The sequence below is a fragment of the Yoonia sp. SDW83-1 genome (assembly GCF_046762885.1).
In the GTDB taxonomy this organism is placed as follows: Bacteria; Pseudomonadota; Alphaproteobacteria; order Rhodobacterales; family Rhodobacteraceae; genus Yoonia.
This window is the reverse complement of sequence record NZ_JBKQXO010000005.1, coordinates 161,429-180,994: the sequence shown is the minus strand read 5'-3', so window position 1 is coordinate 180,994 and position 19,566 is coordinate 161,429. Positions and strand designations below refer to the sequence as shown.

Genomic DNA, 19,566 nt, shown 5'->3' with positions numbered 1-19,566 from the left:
GATTTAGTTCGATGAGCAAGCGTCCCAACATATCTGCACGGCGTGCCGCGCAAGTCTTTAAGGAGGCGGTTGCTTGTCGTCGCTTGTTCCGCGGTGATGGCAAATTCTTCAAGATGTCAGAGTTTTGGGAGTATCTGTGCGCCGAAAATGATTGCTGGAAGATCAAGCAAACAAAAAGCGGACCGCTTTCTGACTATCAGCGAAGGGCGGGAGTAGTCGCATTTGGCGACCTGATGACACTAGTTGTCGACAGTGAGTTGATGCGGCTGGCCCGCTTGGGTCGAGGTTTTGCGAATTTCATACTTGCGCACGAAATGTGCCACTTGATGCTTGATCACCACGCAAATGCAAAGGTGATAAAAAACTTCAAAGTCGTAGATAGCGAAACTGGTAAATCAGTGCTCCCACCAACAGACGAAGAACTGGAGACCAACTACGCAGCTATCTTCCTTCAATGCGGAATGGCCTTGTTTGATGAGAGACTTAGCGCAGTAGAGCTGGCACGTCGGGCCTACACTGATGTGGCTCTAGTAAAGAAAGCAAAATCCCTGGTGCGAATACCAGAGTTCAAGAGCGAGCTTGAACGCATTTCGAAGCAAAGGCCTAGAGTGGTGTTCTAGCAGAGTTCCGGGGCGAGTGCGCTCGCCCTCGGCGTGGATCGGGCCGCAGGCAACAAACCGAGCGGTATATAAAGAGTGAGCCTGATCAACGAAACTATAGGGTCCCTTCGGGGGCCCTTTTTTTGTCTGCTGGCGGGCTTTGCATTTCCCGCTGGTCCCGCGCATCATCTGCCAAAACCCGAGGGGCTGACATATGACTGATTTCCTGTTGCTGGCATTCATCTTTCTGATTGCAGGCGTCTTTTCAGTGCCGATAGCCACGCGGTTTGGGCTGGGATCGGTGCTTGGCTATCTGATCGCGGGTATTCTGATCAGCCCGGTCCTGGGGTGGCTGCATGTGGATGTGATCGCGATCCAGCACTTTGCAGAGTTTGGCGTTGTGATGATGCTGTTTCTGGTCGGGCTGGAGTTGGAACCGAAACTGCTTTGGTCGATGCGAGGGCGGCTGCTGGGGCTTGGCGGCGGGCAGGTTGGATTGACCGCATTGGCGGTGATGGGTGTGGCCATGCTGCTGGGGGCCAGCTGGACCATCGCGCTGGCGATTGGTCTGGTGCTGTCGCTAAGTTCGACCGCTATCGTATTGCAAACATTGAACGAAAAGGGATTGATGAAAAGTGATGGTGGCCAGTCAAGCTTTGCCGTTTTGCTTGCCCAGGACATTGCCGTGATCCCGATGCTGGCGCTGGTGCCGCTACTGGCCTTGCCAGAGTTGGCGGTGGTGACTGCGCATGGTGCGGAAGGTGGACATGAAGAAAGCATGAGCCTGGTTGCCGGATTGAATGGCTGGCAGACCGCCCTGGTCAATCTCGCGGCGATTGGCGCCGTCGTTGGGGCGGGCAGCTATCTGACGCGGCCGGTTTTTCGCTTCATCGCCGCGGCGGGTTTGCGTGAATTGTTCACAGCCACGGCGTTGATGATGGTGGTGGGGATTGCCCTTCTGATGTCGCTGGTCGGGCTTTCGCCTGCGTTGGGCACATTTTTGGCAGGGGTGGTCCTCGCCAATAGCGAATATCGGCACGAGCTTGAATCGGACATTGATCCGTTCAAGGGGCTGTTGCTGGGTCTTTTCTTTATGACTGTTGGTGCGAGTATCAATTTCGTTCTGCTGGGTGAAAATCTGGCGCTGATCATTGGTCTGACGCTGGGGCTGATCGCTGTGAAGACGGCGGTTCTGCTGGTTCTGGGCATGATATTCGGCATACGCGGCGGCGACCGTTGGCTGATGGCTTTGGGGTTGGCGCAGGCTGGCGAGTTCGGCTTTGTGTTGCTGTCCTTTACGGTGGCGAACGGGGCGATCCCGTCTGATATGGCGGATCTGCTGCTGCTGGTGGTGGCGCTGTCGATGCTGCTGACCCCGGTGCTGTTTATCCTTTATGACCGGTTGATTGCGCCGCGTTATGTGGGGCAGGAGGTTCGCGAGGCTGACACGATTGAAGAGCAGGGTGAGGTGATTATCGCTGGCGGCGGTCGGGTGGGTGGTATCGTGCGCCGTATTCTGAGCGCGGCGGGATACAGCCTGACGGTAATCGACTACAACGCCAAGCATCTGGAAAATATGCGAATTTTTGGTGCGCAGATTTATTATGGCGACGCGACGCGCCCTGATCTGTTGCATGCTGCCGGGCTGCAGAAGGCAAAGATATTTGTGATTGCGATTGATGACAGGGACAAGATCACCGAATTGGTGCGCTATGCCAAACAGGCAGCACCTGACGTGCATATCGTGGCGCGCGCAGTGGACCGGCATCATGTTTACGAGCTTTGGGCCGCAGGTTGTCGTGATATTATTCGCGATACTTATGACAGCTCCTTGCGCATGGGGCGGTCGGTGTTTGAGGCGATGGGGATCGCCCCGGATCGTGCAGAGATGATGGTTGAGGCGTTCAACCGCGCCGACCGGGCGTCGATGATATCGCTGGCCGATGCCTATGATCCGGCGATCCCTGTCATGGAGAACAAGGAATATGTTGCCCGTGTGCAGGAGATCATCGGACCGCGCGAGGCAGCGCTACACGATGAGATGATGGAAATCCTTGAAACCGGAAAAATGCCCGAGGCGGATGAACGGACCGGGTAGGGTTTTCCGGACGTTGTGGTCAGGCCGCCCGGTTCTTAACTATTACTTATAATGCTTTGAAAGAATGGAGAGTTTCAACGATGCGATGCCATGAGGTTGATTATGAGATATTTGGCGACGACATGCAGATTGTCGAGGTTGAGCTTGATCCGAAGGAAACCGTGATCGCTGAGGCCGGTGCCATGAATTACATGGAAGACGGTATCGGTTTTGAGGCGAAGATGGGTGATGGGTCATCGCCGTCGGGCGGCATCATGAATTCGCTGTTGAATGTGGGCAAGCGTGTGCTGACGGGCGAATCTATCTTCATGACCCATTTCACCAATAACGGGCAGGGCAAGAAACGTGTGGCCTTTGCCGCGCCATATCCGGGCAAGATCATTCCGATCAACATGGCCCTCGTGGGTGAAGAGCTGATTTGTCAGAAGGATGCGTTTCTTTGCGCGGCGTTGGGGACATCGACCGATATCGCGTTTCAGAAACGTCTTGGTGTGGGCTTTTTCGGGGGTGAAGGGTTCATCTTGCAGCGCCTGCGTGGCGATGGCATGGCCTTTATTCATATGGGCGGCACGGTGATCAAACGCGAGCTGCGACCTGGTGAGGTGATGCGTGTCGATACCGGTTGTATTGGTGCGTTCACCAGCGGTGTTGATTATGACATTGAACGGGCGGGTGGGTTGAAATCCATGGTGTTTGGCGGCGAAGGGTTGTTTTTGGCCACGTTGCGCGGGCCGGGGACGGTGTATTTGCAGAGCTTGCCATTCTCGCGTCTGGCTGACCGCATCATGCGTGCCGCAGGGCCGGGCGGCAGCAAGGGCGAAGGTTCCGTGCTGGGCGGTCTGGGCGATATGTTTGGCGACCGCTAGCGGGGGATATCAATACCCGGTTCAGCAAGGGTAAACCCGGCGAACTGAAATCCGGGCGAGACGGTGCAGCCGACCAATGTCCAGTCGCCGGTTGTGCGCGCGGCCTGCCAATACCCATTAGGAACAATGACTTGCGGTGTATGACCTGCGCCCAGATCGGGGCCGAGGGTGATATCCTTTGCCGGTCCTTTTTCATCTGCAGCCACTGACAGGATCAGGGGCGCGCCGGTGTAGAAGTGCCAGATTTCGACGGTGTCGACGCGGTGCCAGTGGCTGACTTCATCAGATTTGAGCAGGAAATAAATGCAGGTTCCGCTGGGCCGGCCATCGTTTTCGGCGACCCATGTCTGGCGGTAATGCCCGCCTTCGGGGTGCGGTTTCAGGCCCAGTTTCGTGATGATGTCGTCTGCGGTCATGGGCCAATTTGTCCTGTCGGCGTTGCGTCGGATTTGCGTCGGATAAACGTCGGACCCCAAGGCGCCGCCCGTTTACCATATCTTAATGTCGGCGGGTGCCGGATGCCCACCCCATCGCGCCAATTTGGCCGTACACCGTCGCATGCAATTTTTCGGAACACACGGAACCCACACACGTGCAGCGTGTTAACGAGGTACTACGCACCAAGTAACCGCAACCTTCTAGGGGAGACTGAAAATGAAGTCCTTTAAACTGACAGCTGCCACTGCAATCCTTGCCGTCGTTGGTTCAGCCGCGCTGGCAGACACGACGGCCATGGCAGACGAAGATCTGATCCGGACCCGTGATATCACGGGCGGCAATATCTACCGCATGGATGTCGATGTGAATGACACCATGTGGCGGGAAAACGATGCCTATGCATCGGTGGATGCCGAGTGGAACACGATTGGTGAGATCGAGGATATCGTGCTGAACAAGGACGGCCAGATGATCGGCATTATTGCCGAAATCGGTGGTTTCCTTGATATCGGCGACAAGCACGTGATGATCCCGGTTGAAAACATCCGCCTGACCGCCGTTGACGACCAGACCTATGGTTACGTGACCAACAAGACCGAGGAAGAACTGGAAGCGATGGAAGCGGTCGACGAAGCATTCTGGAACTGATCGCGATTTGATCCGTGAAGTGGGAGGGGTTCGCCCCTCCCTTTTTCAAGAAGTGATGCCGGTTTGACCGGTCAGAGAGGGTGTTCGTAAAAGACGATATTGTCCGCCAGTTCTTGCGGGACATCGTAATAGGGCGCGGTCGATCTGAATCCCATGCCTTCGTAAAGCGCCATCGCCTCGGGCAGGGAGCGCATGGTGTCGAGGACCATGCGCTGGTATCCAAATGTGCGGGCATGATCCATCGCTGCTTTGCAGAGGAGTTGTGCCACGCCTCTGCCGCGCGCAGCGGGGGTCACGAAAACGCGTTTGATTTCGCAGGTATGTGCATCAATCCGATGGGTCATACCGCAGGCGACGATTTGACCGGCTGTTTCCGCAACAAAAATCTCACCATCTGGTGCGACATGCCGACCGGGCAGCTCGTCCATCAATTTTTGATAGACGGGCATTTCATAATAATAATCGAGCAGTAGCGGGAAGTCGGCGGTCCGTTGGACGAGAATATCCCGGTAATCCCAGCAGAGTCGGCGCACGGCGTTCAGATCACCCGTCCCGCGCGCCGGTCTGATGGTGATGTCCGTCACTTCAGAATGCTGCGACCTGCATAGACCGCCGTTTCGCCCAGCATTTCCTCGATCCGGATCAGCTGGTTGTATTTTGCCAGCCGGTCGGAGCGCGAGAGTGAGCCGGTCTTGATCTGTCCGCAATTAGTGGCGACGGCGAGGTCGGCGATGGTGGCATCCTCGGTTTCGCCGGAGCGGTGCGACATTACGTTCGTGAACCGCGCCCGGTGGGCCATATCGACCGCTTGCAGGGTTTCTGTCAGGGTGCCGATCTGGTTGACCTTGACCAGCATGGAATTGGCGGACCCTTTGGCGATGCCGTCGGCCAGACGGGCGGGGTTGGTGACGAAAAGGTCGTCGCCGACCAGTTGCACCTTGTCGCCGATCATGTCGGTCAGGGTTTTCCAGCCGTCCCAGTCATCTTCGCTCATCCCGTCTTCGATACTGATGATGGGGTAGTCGCTGGCGAGTTTGGCAAGGTATTCGGCGTTTTCCTGAGAGGTGAGCGTGATGCCTTCGCCTGTCATCTCGTATTTGCCGTTCTTGTAGTATTCGGTCGCGGCACAATCGAGGGCGAGGTAGATGTCTTCGCCCGGTTTGTAGCCTGCCTTTTCGATGGATTTCATGATGAAATCGAGTGCTTCGCGGGTGGAGCCGAGATTGGGGGCGAACCCGCCTTCGTCACCGATGCCGGTGTTGTGGCCCGCAGCGGACAGTTCTTTTTTCAGGGTGTGGAACACTTCGGAGCCCATGCGCACGGCCTCGCGGATGTTGTCCGCAGCGACGGGCATGATCATGAATTCCTGAATATCGATAGGGTTATCAGCATGTTCGCCGCCATTGATGATGTTCATCATCGGGACGGGCAGGGTGCGGGCGGAGGTGCCGCCGATATAGCGGAAGAGCGGCTGTGCGGTGAAATCGGCGGCGGCCTTGGCCACGGCCATGGAGACGCCAAGGATGGCGTTGGCGCCGAGCCGCCCTTTGTTCTGGGTGCCGTCGAGTTCGATCATCGCCATGTCGATGGCGACCTGTTCGGTCGCATCGAAACCGAGGATCGCCTCGGCGATTTCGCCGTTTACGGCGGCGACGGCCTCAAGCACGCCTTTGCCCATGTAGCGGGATTTGTCGCCGTCGCGTTTTTCGACCGCTTCATGTGCGCCGGTGGAGGCCCCTGAAGGCACAGCGGCCCGGCCCATGGTGCCGTCTTCGAGGATGACATCGACTTCGACCGTGGGGTTGCCCCGGCTGTCGAGGATTTCGCGGGCGTGAATGTCGATGATGGTGCTCATGGCAGGCTCCTAGGGGCAGGGTGTTAGCGGTATCGCGCGCTCTATAGCGCGGGTTGTGACGCAAGGGAAGTACGGTGCAGTCGCGCCTCGCGCCAGAGGGTGAAGAGGCCGGTTGCGATGATGATGGCGGTGCCGATCCATGTGGGGGCGTCGGGGATTTCACCGAAGACCGCGAAACCGAGGATCAGCGCGAAGACCATGCGCGAATAGCGGAAGGAGGAGATGATGCCGGCGTTGCCGTGCCGTGTGGCGGTGACGAGGGCGAGATAGGCGGCGATGGCGAAGGCGATGCAGCCGAGGAGTAGGAGTGCCTCATAGGCGTTTGGGATGACGAAAGGTTGGCCTAATATGGCGGAAAGTGCGTATCCCGCCGGGATGATCAGGAGGAATGTGTGGGCGGCGAGTTGTGGGCCGGAGAGACCCACCTGCAATGATCGCGTCAGCAGGTCGCGGGCGGCCAGCGCCAGCATGCCCGCAACGGCCAGCAGGACCGCGCTGTTGAACCCCTCCAGCCCCGGGCGCACGATGATCAGAACGCCGGCAAAGCCGATCCCGATGGCCAGCCAGCGCCGCCACCCGACCTCTTGCCCCAGAAAAAGCGCGGCCCCGGTGGCCACGACCAGCGGGGTCGCCTGAATGACCGCAGAGGCGGTGGTGAGCGGTACAAGGGTGAGGGCGGTGGCAAAAAGGCAGGAGCCGATGACATCGGCGCCGCTGCGCATCAGGACCTTGGGGTGCAGGTATTCGGGCTGCCAGAGCGGGATGTTGCGGATCGTGAACCAGAGGATGAACGCGAGCAGGCCGCCGGTGCAGGTGATCGAGAGGACCTGCCCGACGGGGACCGTGCCGGACAGCGATTTGATCAGGGCATCCTCGACCGCGAAGCAGCCCATGGCGATGACCATGAAAAGCGCACCGCGCAGGTTTTCCATCAGTCGCTGGTTTCGGGTTTTCGCGGAACGCCATAGAGTTCAAGCCGGTGCCCCATCAGTTTGTAGCCCAGCTTGGCCGCGATCCGTTCCTGCAGTTCTTCGATTTCAGGATCGACGAATTCGATCACTTCACCGGAATGCATGTCGATCAGGTGATCGTGGTGGTCGCGGTCTGCGGATTCGTAGCGCGCGCGCCCGTCGCCGAATTCGTGTTTTTCAAGGATGCCCGCCTCTTCGAAGAGTTTCACCGTCCGATAAACCGTCGCCAGCGAAATCCGGGGGTCGGCGGCGGAGGCGCGGTTATACAGTTCCTCAACATCCGGGTGGTCATCTGCGGCCTCGAGCACGGCGGCGATGGTCCGGCGCTGGTCGGTCATGCGAAGTCCGTTCGCCTCGCAGCGGGAGATGATGGTGTCGGTCATGAATGTCCCGGTCTGTCTGTGGGTCCCTGATAACCAGCCTTGGCGCGGGTTTCCAGCGCCACCGGCCTAAAACCAGCGGATCAGACGCAAGATCAGGTAACCGGCCAGCCCGACCAGAATCATCACACCGCAGAGAATGGCAAAGCCATAGGGGCTGCCGACGCCGGGCATGCCGCCGACATTCACCCCGAACAGCCCGGTGAGGAATCCCAGCGGCAGGAAAATGGCCGCGATGACCGACAGGATATAGCTGTTTCGCCCGAGCCGGGAATCATTGACCATGTCGATATGTTCGCTGAGCGCGCTGAGCCGGTCCGCGACCTCGTGCAGTTCTTCGACGGACCGGGTCGCGCGGTTGGCGGTGTCGCGCAGCCGGTGCCGCAGTTTCTTGGTCATCAGCGGGGTATCGATTGTCGCCAGCGCCTTGACCGTGTCGTTCATCGGGCCGATATGGCGCCGCAGCTTGATGACACTGCGCTGGAGCGGGGCGAGTTCGTTCGCTTCGGTTTCGCCATTGTCGTAGATGCAGTCTTCGAGCTGGTCGGCCCGGTCTTCGACATCGAGCGAGATCCTTTCGATCCGATCCACAAGGCTTTCGGTGATCCGGGCGATCAGGTGGGCGGGGCTGACGGGGGCATTTCCGGCATCGATCTGGCCGCGCAGATCCTCCATCGCGAAAACACGCTGCCTGCGCACGCTGACCACCAGCCGCGGTGCGACCCACAGCCGGAGCGAGACCATATCTTCGACCTCCGCCCCTTCGTTCAGGTTGATCCCCCGCAAGGTCACGATCAGCCCGTCATCGAGATCATCGACGCGCGGGCGTGTCTTGACCGCAAGCAGTGTCCTGGTCGCCAGCGGAGGCAGGTTTTCATGGCACCACGTGTCCAGCCCCGGCGCGGAGAGATCGAAATGCAGCCAGCGATAGGCGGCCCCGTCACTGGCAGGCTGTGCGCCGCTGTCGGACACGGCGGTGGCGCTGCCATCGGCGTTGATGTCATAGGCGCAGACCGGGGTTGGATCAGATGACAAGCGTCCCCTCCATCGTTTTGACCGCCTGGCCGCTGATGGTGACCTTGATCGGCGCATGGGTCGTCGTGGCCTGAATGATCGACGGCCTCCCCATGGCAAAGCCCTGGCGGATCGTCAGAGTTTGCGGTGCACCCACCAGTTCCGTCAACAGTGCGGCAAGAGTGGCCGCCGCACTGCCGGTGGCCGGGTCTTCGGGGATGTTATCGAGCGGGGCGAACATGCGGGCGTCGATGGTGTTGCCTTGTCTGACATAGGCATAAAGCGCGAAATCCAGCCCTGCCGGGTATTCTGTGGCGCCTTGCCTGATGTGGTCGACGGATGGGGTGCAGGCGTTCAGCGCGGTTTCGTTCTGCAGTTCCGCGATCATGAAGGGCAGGCCGAGGCTGGCCTGTGTCGGCGCGTGGGTGTCGGTCTTGATGTCGCGGGGTTGCAGGCCGAGTGCGGCGGCGACAAGCGCCGGATCGGGGTCCGCGAGTTGTTCAAGTGGCGCGCTGGTCTGGAAGCTAGCGCCTGTGTCGCTGACCGTGCAGGGGATCGGCCCGATGCCGAGTTCCAGTGTCATCGCACCCTTGTGCCCCAGATCATGCAGGGCGATGGCCGTTCCGATGGTGGGATGCCCGGCAAAGGGGATTTCCATGGTTGGGGTGAAGATCCGCACCTTTGCAGTATGCGCCGGATCGGCGGGCGGATAAACGAAGGTGGATTCGGAGAAATTGAATTCGCGCGCGATGCTTTGCAGTTTGTCGTCTGGCAGGTGGGTCGCATCAGGGATCACGGCAAGCTGGTTGCCGCCGAAGGCGGCGTCGGTAAAGACATCGTAGACGAGGAATTGTGTCATTGCTTGTGCCCCATGGATTCGGCTGCTGAGTGGACAGCCAGACCCTGCACCATGATCGCACCGACCAACACCGAAAAATGCGGGGCGGGTCCGTCAGGCGAAGGGCAGTCGCAGCCATGTGCCGCCGAGGGGGCGCACGGTGGCACCGCTGCCGATCTTGAACCGTGCGAGGCCGGGCATGTTTTCGGTGTCGGCCGTGCCAAGGTCGAGCCGGGTCAGCCCCTGTCTGGCGAAATGATCGGCGGCATGCATCAGCAGCGCGTGATGGGCGTGGGCCTTGCGCCCCGCATCCCCGGTCCAGCCGATCTGGTAGGTGGCGACGGGTGCGTGGACCATAAACAACATGGCGGCGACGGGGGTGTTGGATTGCGTGGCGGTCAGGACGATCACATCGGTTGGGCTGATCGCGGCATAGGCGTGGATCATGGCGTGCGGCAGTGTACGGTAGCGTTTGGTGCGTTGCTGTGCGCGGTCTGCGTTAAGAAGCCATTGGTGCTGTGTCGTATGAAAAATGTCGTGCCTGATTTTGACGGTGGATTTGTGCCAGCTGTGCCGCCATTTGGGGTGTGGTTGCAGGGGGGCTGTCAGATCGATTTCGGCCACATGGGCGGGTGTCATGATCTGCCGGAATCCGGCCTGTCGGTAGGTTTCGGCGGGTGTTTCGGCGTTGATGATCCGTAGTGGGCTGTGCCGCAGCGATTGCGGATCATGGACCCGGATGCGTGTGGCAAAACTGATCCCGAACCGGCGGATGACCTGCACGGGCGATGTGCCGCCGATATCGATCTGGTGTGTGTCGGCGCCCAGCCGTTTCAAGGCGGCCCCGAAGGTGGGATGTTGTTGCAAGGGCAGGGCAGGGATCATGACCCCAGTTAAGCCATTTGAAACCTAAGCCGTGGTTAATTGCGTCATGAAACATGACCGATCAAGACCAGTCGCAGGCGTTGTCGCCCCTGCCGCCCGGCCCACGGTGCTGGGTGCCGCCGTTATCGCCACCGTGATGACATTTCCTGTCGCGGTGACGATCTTGTTTGTGGATCTGCTGTTGCTTTAGCCCAGCTGGACCAATGCGTGCCGTTTCTTGCCGGCGCTGAGCTTCATCGGGCTGGTCAGGGCGGCGGCATCGACCATCAGGCCGGCATCGGTCAGCGGTTCGTCGTTCAGCCGCGCGCCATGTTCGTTGATCAGGCGCTTGGCCTCTTTCCCGCTTTTAGCCAAACCGGCGCGCACGATCAGTTGCACGATAGAGATGCCTTCGCTGACGTCATCGGCGGTCAGGGTGAGCGTAGGCAAATCATCACCGATGCCGCCTTTTTCAAAGACTTCGCGGGCTGTCGCCTCGGCCGCCTGGGCCGCTTCGGCGCCGTGCAGCAGGGTGGTGACCGCGTTGGCGAGGATGATCTTGGCCGTGTTGATTTCGGCCCCTTCCAGCGCGCCGAGCCTGTCGCATTCATCGACCGGCAATTCGGTGTAGAGTTTCAGGAAACGACCGGTATCCGCGTCGGTGGTGTTGCGCCAGAACTGCCAGAATTCGTAAGGGTTGCACATGTCGGGGTTCAGCCAGACGGCCCCGGCCTCTGACTTGCCCATTTTCTTGCCGTCGCTTGTGGTCAGCAGTGGCGATGTCAGCCCGTAGATTTCGTGATCCAACACGCGCCGGGTCAGGTCGATCCCGTTGACGATATTGCCCCATTGGTCAGACCCGCCCATCTGCAGCAGGCAGCCGTAGCGCCGGTTGAGTTCGAGGAAATCGTAGGCCTGCAGGATCATGTAGTTGAATTCGAGGAAGGACAGGGATTGTTCCCGGTCCAACCGCGATTTCACGCTTTCAAACGACAGCATCCGGTTGATCGAGAAATGCCGCCCGATATCACGCAGGAAATCGAGGTAGTTCAGATCGTCCAGCCATTCGGCATTGTTGATCATCATCGCGTCGGTTGGGCCGTCGCTATAGGTCAGGTAGGCCGAGAACACCTGTTTGATCCCGGCGATGTTTTCATCGATCTGGGCGGGGCTGAGCAGGGGCCGTTCGTCCGCACGGAATGACGGATCGCCGACCTTGGTCGTGCCGCCGCCCATGAGCGTGATCGGTTTGTGCCCGGTCTTTTGCAGCCAGCGCAGCATCATGATCTGGATGAGCGAGCCCACATGCAGCGATTTCGCGGTTGCGTCAAAGCCGATATAGGCGGGCACCACCCCTTTGCTCAGCGCCTCGTCGAGGCCCTGATAATCCGTGCAGTCGGCAAGAAAGCCGCGCTCCATCATGATGCTGATGAAATCGGATTTGGGATGGTAGGTCATTGGCTTGTTCCCGTGAATTGCGTGGTGCAGTCTATAAGGGCGTCGCGGGACAAGGGAAAGCGTATGTTGCAGGCAGATGTGGTCACCGCCCTTGGCACGATGTCAGGGACGTCGCTGGACGGGGTTGATGCGGCGGTGCTGCGAACAGATGGCGTTGCGATTCATGGGTTTGGTCCCACATCCTATCGCCCCTATTCCACTGCGGAACAGATGGTGTTGCGTGCACATTTGGGGCGCTGGCCGGGTGATGGTGTGGATGCGGCGACCCGGATTGTCGAAGACGCCCATATTGCGGTGATGCGTCCGTTTGGCGGGATTGATTTGGCCGGTTTTCACGGGCAGACGCTGGCCCACGACCCTGCGCAGGGTCGGACCCATCAATGTGGTGATGGATACCGGATCGCACGCGCATTGGGCTATCCCGTGGCTTGGGATTTTCGCAGCGAAGATGTCAGGCGAGGCGGGCAGGGTGCCCCGCTCGCTCCGTTTTATCATTTTGCTTTGGCGAAGTGGTTGAAGGCTGAGGCGCCGATGGCGTTTTTGAACCTGGGGGGCGTGGGAAACATCACTTGGGGTGATCCGCGGCTTGCCCGGCCAGAGGAGGGTGGTGCGCTTTTGGCGTTTGATACGGGGCCGGCGAATGCGCCGATCAATGATGCCATGCGCCAGCGGCGCGGATTGGCATTTGATGACGCTGGCGCATTGGCCCGTCAAGGACAGGTCGACAAGGGTATCTTGGCCGCGTTCGCGGAGCATCCCTATTTTGAGAAACCCCCGCCCAAATCGCTGGACCGGGATGATTTTGCGACCTTGCTTGACCAGACTGCAGTGTTGGACGATGCCGATGCCATTGCCACGCTAACTGCCGCTGCGGTTGAAGGGGTGGCTCGGGCGATGGCGCATTGTCCTATCGCGCCGTTGAAGGTTCTGGTGACAGGGGGCGGTCGCAAGAATGCGACGATGATGGATCGCCTGGCGGTTGCGCTGAGATGTCCGGTTCAGCCCGTCGAGGCGGTTGGTTTGGATGGTGATATGTTGGAGGCTCAGGCCTTTGCTTATCTTGCCGTCCGGGTGGCGCGCGGGCTGCCGATATCGGCTGCAGGCACGACCGCTGTAGCGCATCCTTGCGTGGGTGGCCAATTGGCGACCCCTGCATAGCTGTCAAAAAAATGCCTCATTTATAGGCGGTGATCCGAAATTTTTCGAACAGTTGAGCGAAATCAATTCAATTGTTTCAATTATGGGCTAAAGTTAGCCGACTGGCGTCTGGTTTTCATGCCCATATTTGCCGAAGCCCATCACAGACGCGTGAGGGCTATGGAACTTTTTCTATTAACTGCCAGTTAACTCACACGGTAACCCGATTAACGGAGAATAAAATGAAACCGACATTTACAACCGCTCGTTCGAGCATGTTCGCACTGCCACTCATTCTTGCTGGCGGTATGGCTGCAGCGGGCGGTCTGGCCGAACCTGTTGCACCACCTGCACCTGTTGCACCACCACCCGTCGTTGTTGCGCCAAGTGCGGATTGGACGGGTTTTTATGCTGGTGGCCAGCTAGGCTTTGGGCAAATTGAATCCGACGCTTTGGCCGATGATGAGAGTGGTGCTGTTTATGGTGTCCACGCTGGTTATCTATATGATCTCGGTTCTGTTGTTTTGGGTGCAGAGGTCGATTATGACGCAAGTAATATCGAAGGCGAAGCCGCGGCAGCCCCTGTGGATGTCGAGCTTGATAGCGTTGCTCGCCTGAAATTCCTTGCTGGTTACGATGCCGGGCAGTTTATGCCATATCTAACCGCAGGTGTTGCAAGGGCAACAGTGTCGGTCGACGGCGATGATGATGATGACGACGGTCGTTTTGTGGGCCTTGGATTGGCTTATCAACTCAGCGACTCCTTGCGCGTTGGTGGAGAAGTGTTGAGACATCAGTTCGAAGATTTTGGTGGTGGTGACGATATTGATGCGACAACAGCGACGGCGCGTGTGTCGTTCCAGTTCTAAACAATAATTTCCTTCCGGCCAGCGACTGTCCCGTGTCCCAAACTAATCGGCCGGAATAGCTACGGGAGGGCCGGTGACCTCAGTCACGGGCCCTTTTTTCTATTCCTGTGTAAGAAGATGGCCGATTTTCCCCCCTCCTATTCCTGTGCCCAGATCGCCGAACGATCCCTCCTGGAGCATCTCGACCGCAGCATCGTACATCGCCCGATGTGTGATACGTGCAAGCGAAGAACCGAGCGAAATGCGCGCCACTCCAATGTCGGCGAAGGCCTTTAGCGACTGATCGGTATAAGGTCCAGCGACCAGTGCGTTAACTGGAGCGTTGGTTGCTGAACAGATTTGCGCCAGATCGTCCATCGTTGCGGGAAGTGGCGCATAGAGGCAGTCTGCGCCTGCGGCCTCGAATGCCTGTAAGCGACGGATCGTTTCATCCAAATCGTAACGTTGGCGCAGGATGCCGTCGGCCCGGGCTGTAAGAACGAAATCATGCGGCAAGTTGCGTGCTGCCTCGGCGGATGCCCTGATCCGTTCGACAGCCAGATCAAAGTCATAGGCGTCAAAACCATCCGTGCTGATATCCTCGATGCAGATACCTGCCAGCCCGACTTCGGCTGCCAGACGAACCGTTTCGGCGCAGGTGTCGGGATCGTCACCAAACCCGTTTTCGAAGTCGCCTTGCACTGGCACGCTGACCACTGACAGGATTTCTGCTGCATGGGCAAGGGCTTCGTCGCGGCTGATGGTCCCGCCGTCCGGTCGGCCCATGGTAAAGGCGTGCGCTGCCGAGGACGTCGCGAGCGCCTTGGCCCCCATGGATTGCATCATTTTGGCCGATCCTCGGTCCCAGATATTGACCATGATGAACGGATCGCCCTTGATATGTAGGGCGCGGAAGTTCTCGGCGGGGTGGGTCATTGGGTTCTCCTGCTTGCGTAGTGTTTTTCGATATCTATCAGGCGTTGCTTGCGCCAAAGCCCGCCGCCATAGCCGGTGAGCGATCCGTCGGCGCCGATCACCCGATGGCACGGGATGATGAGGGCGATTTGGTTGGCCCAGTTGGCACGTGCCACCGCACGTGTCGCGTTTGGTGCACCGATCAGGCGGGCGAGGTCGCGGTAGCTGTGTGTTTCGCCTGCAGGGATGTCGCGCAGTGCGGTCCAGACCTGGCGGGTGAAGGCGGTGCCGTGCAGGACGAGCGGGACGCTGAATTGGTCACTTTTGCCCGAGAAATAGGCGCTGAGCTGGTCGCTGACCTGATCTGTGGTGTCGAAGCGGCCGACGCCGATACTGCCTTTGGTCAGTTTGCGTAAGCGCTGTAATTCGCGGGGCAGCGCCTTGCGATCGGCGAATTCAAGAAGATGCAGCGCCCGTTCGTCGCAGACTGCAATCATGGACCCGAGCGGAGTGTCAATGTGGTCCGCTCGTAACATAGCATCGGATTTGAACTGGTTGGGGGCTGTCCCGATGAGCTTGGCGAAGCCGGCGCGGAAGGCCGATGGGCTGTCGAACCCGGCGTCGAGCTGTGCGTCGATCACCTTGCCCTGGCCCAACGCGCTGAAACCATGGGCGAGCCGTCTTTGCCGCGCCATATCAAGGAATGTCACCCCGAAATGGCGCTTGAAGCTGCGTCGGACGGTCGAAGGGTCGAGCCCGCGCGCTGTCAGATCGGCCTCGGACCAGCGATGTGTAGGGTCCTGATTGAGCGCATCAAGCAGATGTTGGATTGTCGGATCGCCCTCTGCCTCTGGCGCGATGGGGTGGCAGCGTTTGCAAGGGCGGAAGCCCGCATTGATGCAGGCCGCCACATCATTGTAAAAGCTGCAGTTTTCCCGTTTCGGTTTGCGGGCCGGGCAGGTCAATCGGCAAAAGATGCCGGTTGATGCGACGCCGACATAGGCGCGCCCGTCAAACGCCGGATCACGGGCGAGAAGGGCTGCGTAAAGCGCGTCGTCTGAAGGTAGGTCAAATAACATGACCTATCTATAGCTGATTCCCGGTGGCCGTGCCGCCTGAATTCGGGCGTCTATTTGATTTGGGTTTGGGCGAATTGGATCAGGCGGTTGAGCGCGGCGATGTAGGCGTCATCATCAATGGTCATCGCGACCCGCACATGACCGGCTGCCGCCTGACCAAAGCTTTCGCCCGGCATGACGGCGATGTGTTCAGCGTCGAGCAGCGCGTTGGCGAATGTATCACCTGATAGGCCTGTCGCGCGTATGTCCAGCATCACATACATGGCCCCTTGGGCGGGTACGGCGCGGACCGCGTTTTGCCCTGCTAGCGCGTCGATTGTTAGGTCGCGGCGGCGGCGGAAGGGGGCAGCGACAGCTTCTTCGACCTCAATCCCTTGGCCCAGCGCAAATTCAGCGGCGTCCTGAATATAGCCGGGCACGCCATAGGTCGTGTGGGTGGCGAGCGTGATCAGATGGTTGATTGCTGCCTCTGGCCCGCAGATCCAACCGACCCTGCTGCCGGTCATGGCGTGGCTTTTGGACATGGATCCGACGACCAGTGTTCGGTCGGCCATGTCAGGCAGGGCGCGCGGGCTGGTGTGGGTCCCTTGCCAGACCTGCGTGTCGTAAACCTCGTCCGAGATCAGCCAGAGGTCGTGATCCTGGCAGGTCTTGGCTATCGCGCCCAGCGTCGTGTCGGAGTACACGACGCCTGTGGGATTGTTGGGTGTGTTGATCAGCAGAGACTTGGCGCCGGGTGCCGCGGCGTTGATCGCATCGGCTGTTGGTTCGAAATTTGTATCGGGGGCCGTCACGATAGGTTTGGGCATGGCCCCAACCCCACGGATCGTGCCGGGGTAGGTTGCGTAATAGGGGTCGACAAAGAGAGCGGTGTCGCCCGGATTACATGCGGCCATGTGGGCGGCAAAAAGCGCGGCCTGACCGCCGGGGGTGATCAGGACGTTATCTGCTGTCGTGGGCACGCCGGTGCGTTCCGCGATCCGTGCCGCCACGGCTCGGCGCAGACTGGCCGTGCCAGGCACCTCGGCATAGCCGGTATGCCCGCCGCTTGCCGCATCATACATCGCGCGCAGAATGTCCGGGGCTGTGCGGATATCGTGTTCACCGATTGTGAGTTCGGTGACATTTATCCCGGCATCGATCATACGCCGGGCCTTGTAAAACACACCCCAGCCGTCAGAGCCGCCGCCGGTGATGTTTGTGATGCGTGATGAGAGTTCCATAGGGCGCAGGGGAAAGCCGAAGCGTGGGCGAAGTCAACCAGATAGCTGGGTCAGGTTCCGGGGACCGGGCCCTTCTTGTGCCTTGATGTCTTTGGGGTTGTAGAGCGCGCAGGATTTCAGGCTGAGGCAACCGCAGCCGATGCAACCGTCGAGCTTGTCCCGCAATTCTTCAAGGGCGGCGATTCGCGCGTCGATTTTTTTGCGAAAGGTTCTGCTGATCCGGGTCCAGTCGGCCTTGGTCGGGGCCTTGTGATCGGGCAGGGCGCGCAGATGGCCGGCGATTTCAGCCAGCGGAAAACCGAGCTTTTGCGCGGCCATGACAAATGACAGGCGCCTTATGTCATGCCGCCCGTAACGCCGGTGGCCGCCCTTGTTTCTAACGGGTTTGATGATCTCGTGTGTTTCGTAGAACCGGATGGCGGACACGGCGAGGCCGGTCCGGTCCGCTAGGTCCCCAATCGATAATCCCTGAGGCATGAAGAAAGTCCTTGATCTCAAGTTAACTTGAGAAATTAAAACATGTTTGTCGATGATTGAACAGAGGAGAGGGCAGATGCCGAAATCGAGAACGACGCGCTATTGTGCTGATCCGGAGGCCTTGGCTGCAATGAAGCGAGATGGGCTTGGCTGGGGTCATGATCTGGAATGCGGCTATTTTGAAGACTTCGCACCTGTTCCACGACCCAATCTGTTCACACGCTTCGTCAGCCAATTGAGAAGGAGATCATAACAATGGCACATCTGGAACACGTCAATATCACCGTGGCCAACCCCAAGAAAACCGCCGCGATGCTGTCGGATCTGTTCGGCTGGCACACGCGGTGGGAAGGATCGGCCATGGATGGCGCCGGGTACACGGTGCATGTGGGGACCGACGACAGTTATGTCGCGGTCTATTCCGGTACCGCCCCCGAGCAGACAGTGCCGAAGTCAGACGCCAGCTATTCCACGCGTGGGGGGCTGAACCACATCGGTGTTGTGGTCGATGACATTGATGCGACGGAGGAAAAAGTGAAGGCCGCCGGATATGAGCCGCGTAGTCACGCAGATTATGAGCCCGGTCGCCGGTTCTATTTCTACGATGCCGATGGTGTGGAGTTTGAGGTTGTCAGCTATGCTTGACCCTCACGCGGCGTGAGGCGGCAGAACGGGTACATGGACCACCGAATCAGGGAATATACCGTCGGTCAGTTGGCCAAATTGTCGGGCGTCACGGTGCGCACGCTGCATCATTACGATGCGATCGGCCTGCTGACCCCGCACCATGTCACCCACAGCGGTTATCGCGTTTATGGGCAGGCTGAACTGCTGCGGTTGCAGGAAATCCTGTTCTACCGCGCGTTTGGCCTGCCTTTGCAGGACATCGCAGTTGTGCTGCAAGACGAGGCCGATGCCCTGACGCGCCTGCGCGCACATCGCGAACGGCTTGTATCGCAGGTCGCGGATACGCAGGCGTTGCTAAGCACCCTTGATCGGACCATCGCAACACTCTCAAAGGAGGCAAAGATGCCCGATACCGACCTATACACCCCGTTTGATGCAGCCAAACAGACCGCGTATGAAGATTGGCTGATCACCACATATGGACCGCAGATGGCAGCTGATATTGCCACTTCGAAAGTGGCTGTCGATGCAATGCCGGAGGGGATCGCGGGGGCGATGAGTACGCTTGCGGATATCGAAGCGCGGTTGGTGACCCATTTCAAGGCAGGGATAGCGCCTGGTGATGCTGACCTGCGAGCCGATTTGGAGGCGCATCGCGCGTTGATGGGGAGGTTGTGGGGCAAGGAATGTGCACCTGAGGCTTATGCGGGCCTGGGTAAGCTTTATCTGTCGCATCCCGATTTTGTGGCGCGTTATGAACGTCTGGCCGAACGGTTTTCAACATGGTTGCCCGCCGCGATGCAGGCCTACGCCGCTGAAATTTCGGCCTGAACCTTTTTCGGGAGGGACTTGAATATGATGTCGTAAGAGGTCTGGATGCGATGGCGCATCTCGTCCTCTGCGGCGTCAAAGGGCACCAGTACCCAGCTTTTGTGGAAATAGGGGGCCTTGGTCGCGGCACCGGCGTCGATCAGCATCTGGGCGGTTTCGACGCTGTCTGTCTTGGCGGCGAAACCGTCAATCCTCTCGCCGAAACAGACGAACATCTTTTCGCCCACCTTCCAGCTGTCCAGTTCCGTTGTTGGATCGGACGCACGGGCGCCGGGCATTTCAGCGCAGATTTTGTTGATCAGCTGCCGTGTCATGCTGGCAGAATGCCTGATCGGTCGTCGGGGGACAATGGTTGGGGCGCGCCCATTTGGCCGTTAACCTGTTCTTTGCAAAATGCGGG

23 protein-coding genes are annotated in these 19,566 nt (G+C 59.1%); 9 read left to right on the top strand and 14 right to left on the bottom strand.

Annotation, left to right across the window (positions count from 1 at the left end):
* Positions 1-11: 11 nt before the first annotated feature.
* The 3 genes from ACFWW4_RS08515 to ACFWW4_RS08505 all read left to right on the top strand — a co-directional run bounded on the left by ACFWW4_RS08515 (position 12) and on the right by ACFWW4_RS08505 (position 3,563).
* Positions 12-620 carry a hypothetical protein gene (locus ACFWW4_RS08515; RefSeq protein WP_411890440.1) on the top strand — a complete coding sequence of 203 codons (609 nt, stop codon included), beginning with the start codon at positions 12-14 and terminating at the stop codon, positions 618-620.
* 193 nt (positions 621-813) lie between these two features.
* Positions 814-2,697 (top strand): cation:proton antiporter, encoded by a 1,884-nt coding sequence (locus ACFWW4_RS08510; RefSeq protein ID WP_411890439.1) that lies wholly within the window; start codon positions 814-816, stop codon positions 2,695-2,697.
* 80 nt (positions 2,698-2,777) lie between these two features.
* Complete coding sequence (locus ACFWW4_RS08505; protein ID WP_393928596.1) at positions 2,778-3,563, top strand: TIGR00266 family protein; 786 nt, start codon at positions 2,778-2,780, stop codon at positions 3,561-3,563.
* On the opposite strand, the gene ACFWW4_RS08500 is transcribed toward ACFWW4_RS08505, so the two are convergent.
* Positions 3,560-3,979 carry a cupin domain-containing protein gene (locus ACFWW4_RS08500; RefSeq protein WP_411890438.1) on the bottom strand — a complete coding sequence of 140 codons (420 nt, stop codon included), beginning with the start codon at positions 3,977-3,979 and terminating at the stop codon, positions 3,560-3,562. The two genes, ACFWW4_RS08505 and ACFWW4_RS08500, sit on opposite strands and share 4 nt — an antisense overlap.
* A 238-nt stretch (positions 3,980-4,217) precedes the next feature.
* On the opposite strand from ACFWW4_RS08500, the gene ACFWW4_RS08495 reads away from it, so the two are divergent.
* On the top strand, positions 4,218-4,649 hold the full coding sequence (locus ACFWW4_RS08495; RefSeq protein ID WP_411890437.1) for a PRC-barrel domain-containing protein: 432 nt from the start codon (positions 4,218-4,220) through the stop codon (positions 4,647-4,649).
* 71 nt (positions 4,650-4,720) lie between these two features.
* Here ACFWW4_RS08495 and ACFWW4_RS08490 read toward each other — a convergent pair whose 3' ends face one another.
* The 7 genes from ACFWW4_RS08490 to ACFWW4_RS08460 all read right to left on the bottom strand — a co-directional run bounded on the left by ACFWW4_RS08490 (position 4,721) and on the right by ACFWW4_RS08460 (position 10,592).
* Positions 4,721-5,233, bottom strand: a complete 513-nt coding sequence (locus tag ACFWW4_RS08490; RefSeq protein WP_411890436.1) for a GNAT family N-acetyltransferase — start codon at positions 5,231-5,233, stop codon at positions 4,721-4,723.
* The gene (gene eno / locus ACFWW4_RS08485; protein ID WP_411890435.1) at positions 5,230-6,504 is read right to left on the bottom strand and encodes a phosphopyruvate hydratase; all 1,275 of its coding nucleotides are present in this window, start codon (positions 6,502-6,504) and stop codon (positions 5,230-5,232) included. Before eno ends, ACFWW4_RS08490 begins: the two co-directional genes overlap by 4 nt.
* A gap of 41 nt (positions 6,505-6,545) precedes the next feature.
* Complete coding sequence (locus ACFWW4_RS08480; protein WP_411890434.1) at positions 6,546-7,436, bottom strand: DMT family transporter; 891 nt, start codon at positions 7,434-7,436, stop codon at positions 6,546-6,548.
* Positions 7,436-7,858, bottom strand: coding sequence for a Fur family transcriptional regulator (locus ACFWW4_RS08475; RefSeq protein ID WP_411890433.1), 423 nt, complete (start codon positions 7,856-7,858; stop codon positions 7,436-7,438). The genes ACFWW4_RS08480 and ACFWW4_RS08475 overlap by 1 nt, the downstream gene beginning before the upstream one ends.
* A 66-nt stretch (positions 7,859-7,924) precedes the next feature.
* Positions 7,925-8,890 (bottom strand): zinc transporter ZntB, encoded by a 966-nt coding sequence (locus tag ACFWW4_RS08470; RefSeq protein ID WP_411890432.1) that lies wholly within the window; start codon positions 8,888-8,890, stop codon positions 7,925-7,927.
* Positions 8,880-9,728 carry a PhzF family phenazine biosynthesis protein gene (locus ACFWW4_RS08465; protein ID WP_411890431.1) on the bottom strand — a complete coding sequence of 283 codons (849 nt, stop codon included), beginning with the start codon at positions 9,726-9,728 and terminating at the stop codon, positions 8,880-8,882. Before ACFWW4_RS08465 ends, ACFWW4_RS08470 begins: the two co-directional genes overlap by 11 nt.
* A 93-nt stretch (positions 9,729-9,821) precedes the next feature.
* A complete protein-coding gene (locus ACFWW4_RS08460; RefSeq protein WP_411890430.1) occupies positions 9,822-10,592 on the bottom strand; it encodes a GNAT family N-acetyltransferase in 771 nt (256 codons plus the stop codon).
* Positions 10,593-10,638: 46 nt separating this feature from the next.
* Here ACFWW4_RS08460 and ACFWW4_RS08455 point away from each other — a divergent pair, with 46 nt between their 5' ends.
* Positions 10,639-10,782 (top strand): hypothetical protein, encoded by a 144-nt coding sequence (locus tag ACFWW4_RS08455; RefSeq protein WP_411890429.1) that lies wholly within the window; start codon positions 10,639-10,641, stop codon positions 10,780-10,782.
* On the opposite strand, the gene tyrS is transcribed toward ACFWW4_RS08455, so the two are convergent.
* Entirely contained in the window at positions 10,779-12,029 is a 1,251-nt protein-coding gene (gene tyrS / locus ACFWW4_RS08450; protein WP_411890428.1) for a tyrosine--tRNA ligase, read from the bottom strand. The two genes, ACFWW4_RS08455 and tyrS, sit on opposite strands and share 4 nt — an antisense overlap.
* A gap of 63 nt (positions 12,030-12,092) precedes the next feature.
* On the opposite strand from tyrS, the gene ACFWW4_RS08445 reads away from it, so the two are divergent.
* Together ACFWW4_RS08445 and ACFWW4_RS08440 are read left to right on the top strand one after the other, a co-directional pair.
* A complete protein-coding gene (locus ACFWW4_RS08445; protein WP_411890427.1) occupies positions 12,093-13,187 on the top strand; it encodes an anhydro-N-acetylmuramic acid kinase in 1,095 nt (364 codons plus the stop codon).
* A gap of 221 nt (positions 13,188-13,408) precedes the next feature.
* Positions 13,409-14,035 (top strand): outer membrane protein, encoded by a 627-nt coding sequence (locus ACFWW4_RS08440; RefSeq protein ID WP_411890426.1) that lies wholly within the window; start codon positions 13,409-13,411, stop codon positions 14,033-14,035.
* A 99-nt stretch (positions 14,036-14,134) separates the two neighbouring features.
* Here ACFWW4_RS08440 and ACFWW4_RS08435 read toward each other — a convergent pair whose 3' ends face one another.
* From ACFWW4_RS08435 to soxR, 4 genes are read right to left on the bottom strand one after another with little or no spacing between them, the layout of a single operon-like run.
* The gene (locus ACFWW4_RS08435; protein WP_411890425.1) at positions 14,135-14,950 is read right to left on the bottom strand and encodes an oxaloacetate decarboxylase; all 816 of its coding nucleotides are present in this window, start codon (positions 14,948-14,950) and stop codon (positions 14,135-14,137) included.
* Positions 14,947-16,008, bottom strand: a complete 1,062-nt coding sequence (locus tag ACFWW4_RS08430; RefSeq protein ID WP_411890424.1) for a bifunctional transcriptional activator/DNA repair enzyme AdaA — start codon at positions 16,006-16,008, stop codon at positions 14,947-14,949. The genes ACFWW4_RS08435 and ACFWW4_RS08430 overlap by 4 nt, the downstream gene beginning before the upstream one ends.
* A 50-nt stretch (positions 16,009-16,058) precedes the next feature.
* Positions 16,059-17,231: a pyridoxal phosphate-dependent aminotransferase gene (locus tag ACFWW4_RS08425; protein ID WP_411890423.1), complete on the bottom strand. Its 1,173-nt coding sequence runs from the start codon at positions 17,229-17,231 to the stop codon at positions 16,059-16,061.
* Between the two features lie 33 nt (positions 17,232-17,264).
* Positions 17,265-17,708: a redox-sensitive transcriptional activator SoxR gene (gene soxR / locus ACFWW4_RS08420; RefSeq protein ID WP_393928579.1), complete on the bottom strand. Its 444-nt coding sequence runs from the start codon at positions 17,706-17,708 to the stop codon at positions 17,265-17,267.
* 255 nt (positions 17,709-17,963) lie between these two features.
* Between soxR and ACFWW4_RS08415 the strand changes: the two genes are divergently transcribed.
* Both ACFWW4_RS08415 and ACFWW4_RS08410 read left to right on the top strand, forming a co-directional pair.
* On the top strand, positions 17,964-18,353 hold the full coding sequence (locus ACFWW4_RS08415; protein WP_393928578.1) for a VOC family protein: 390 nt from the start codon (positions 17,964-17,966) through the stop codon (positions 18,351-18,353).
* A 33-nt stretch (positions 18,354-18,386) separates the two neighbouring features.
* Positions 18,387-19,166, top strand: coding sequence for a MerR family transcriptional regulator (locus tag ACFWW4_RS08410; protein WP_411890422.1), 780 nt, complete (start codon positions 18,387-18,389; stop codon positions 19,164-19,166).
* Here the strand turns inward: ACFWW4_RS08410 and ACFWW4_RS08405 are convergent.
* Positions 19,142-19,480: an MmcQ/YjbR family DNA-binding protein gene (locus tag ACFWW4_RS08405; protein WP_411890421.1), complete on the bottom strand. Its 339-nt coding sequence runs from the start codon at positions 19,478-19,480 to the stop codon at positions 19,142-19,144. The genes ACFWW4_RS08410 and ACFWW4_RS08405 overlap by 25 nt on opposite strands.
* Positions 19,481-19,566 lie beyond the last annotated feature (86 nt).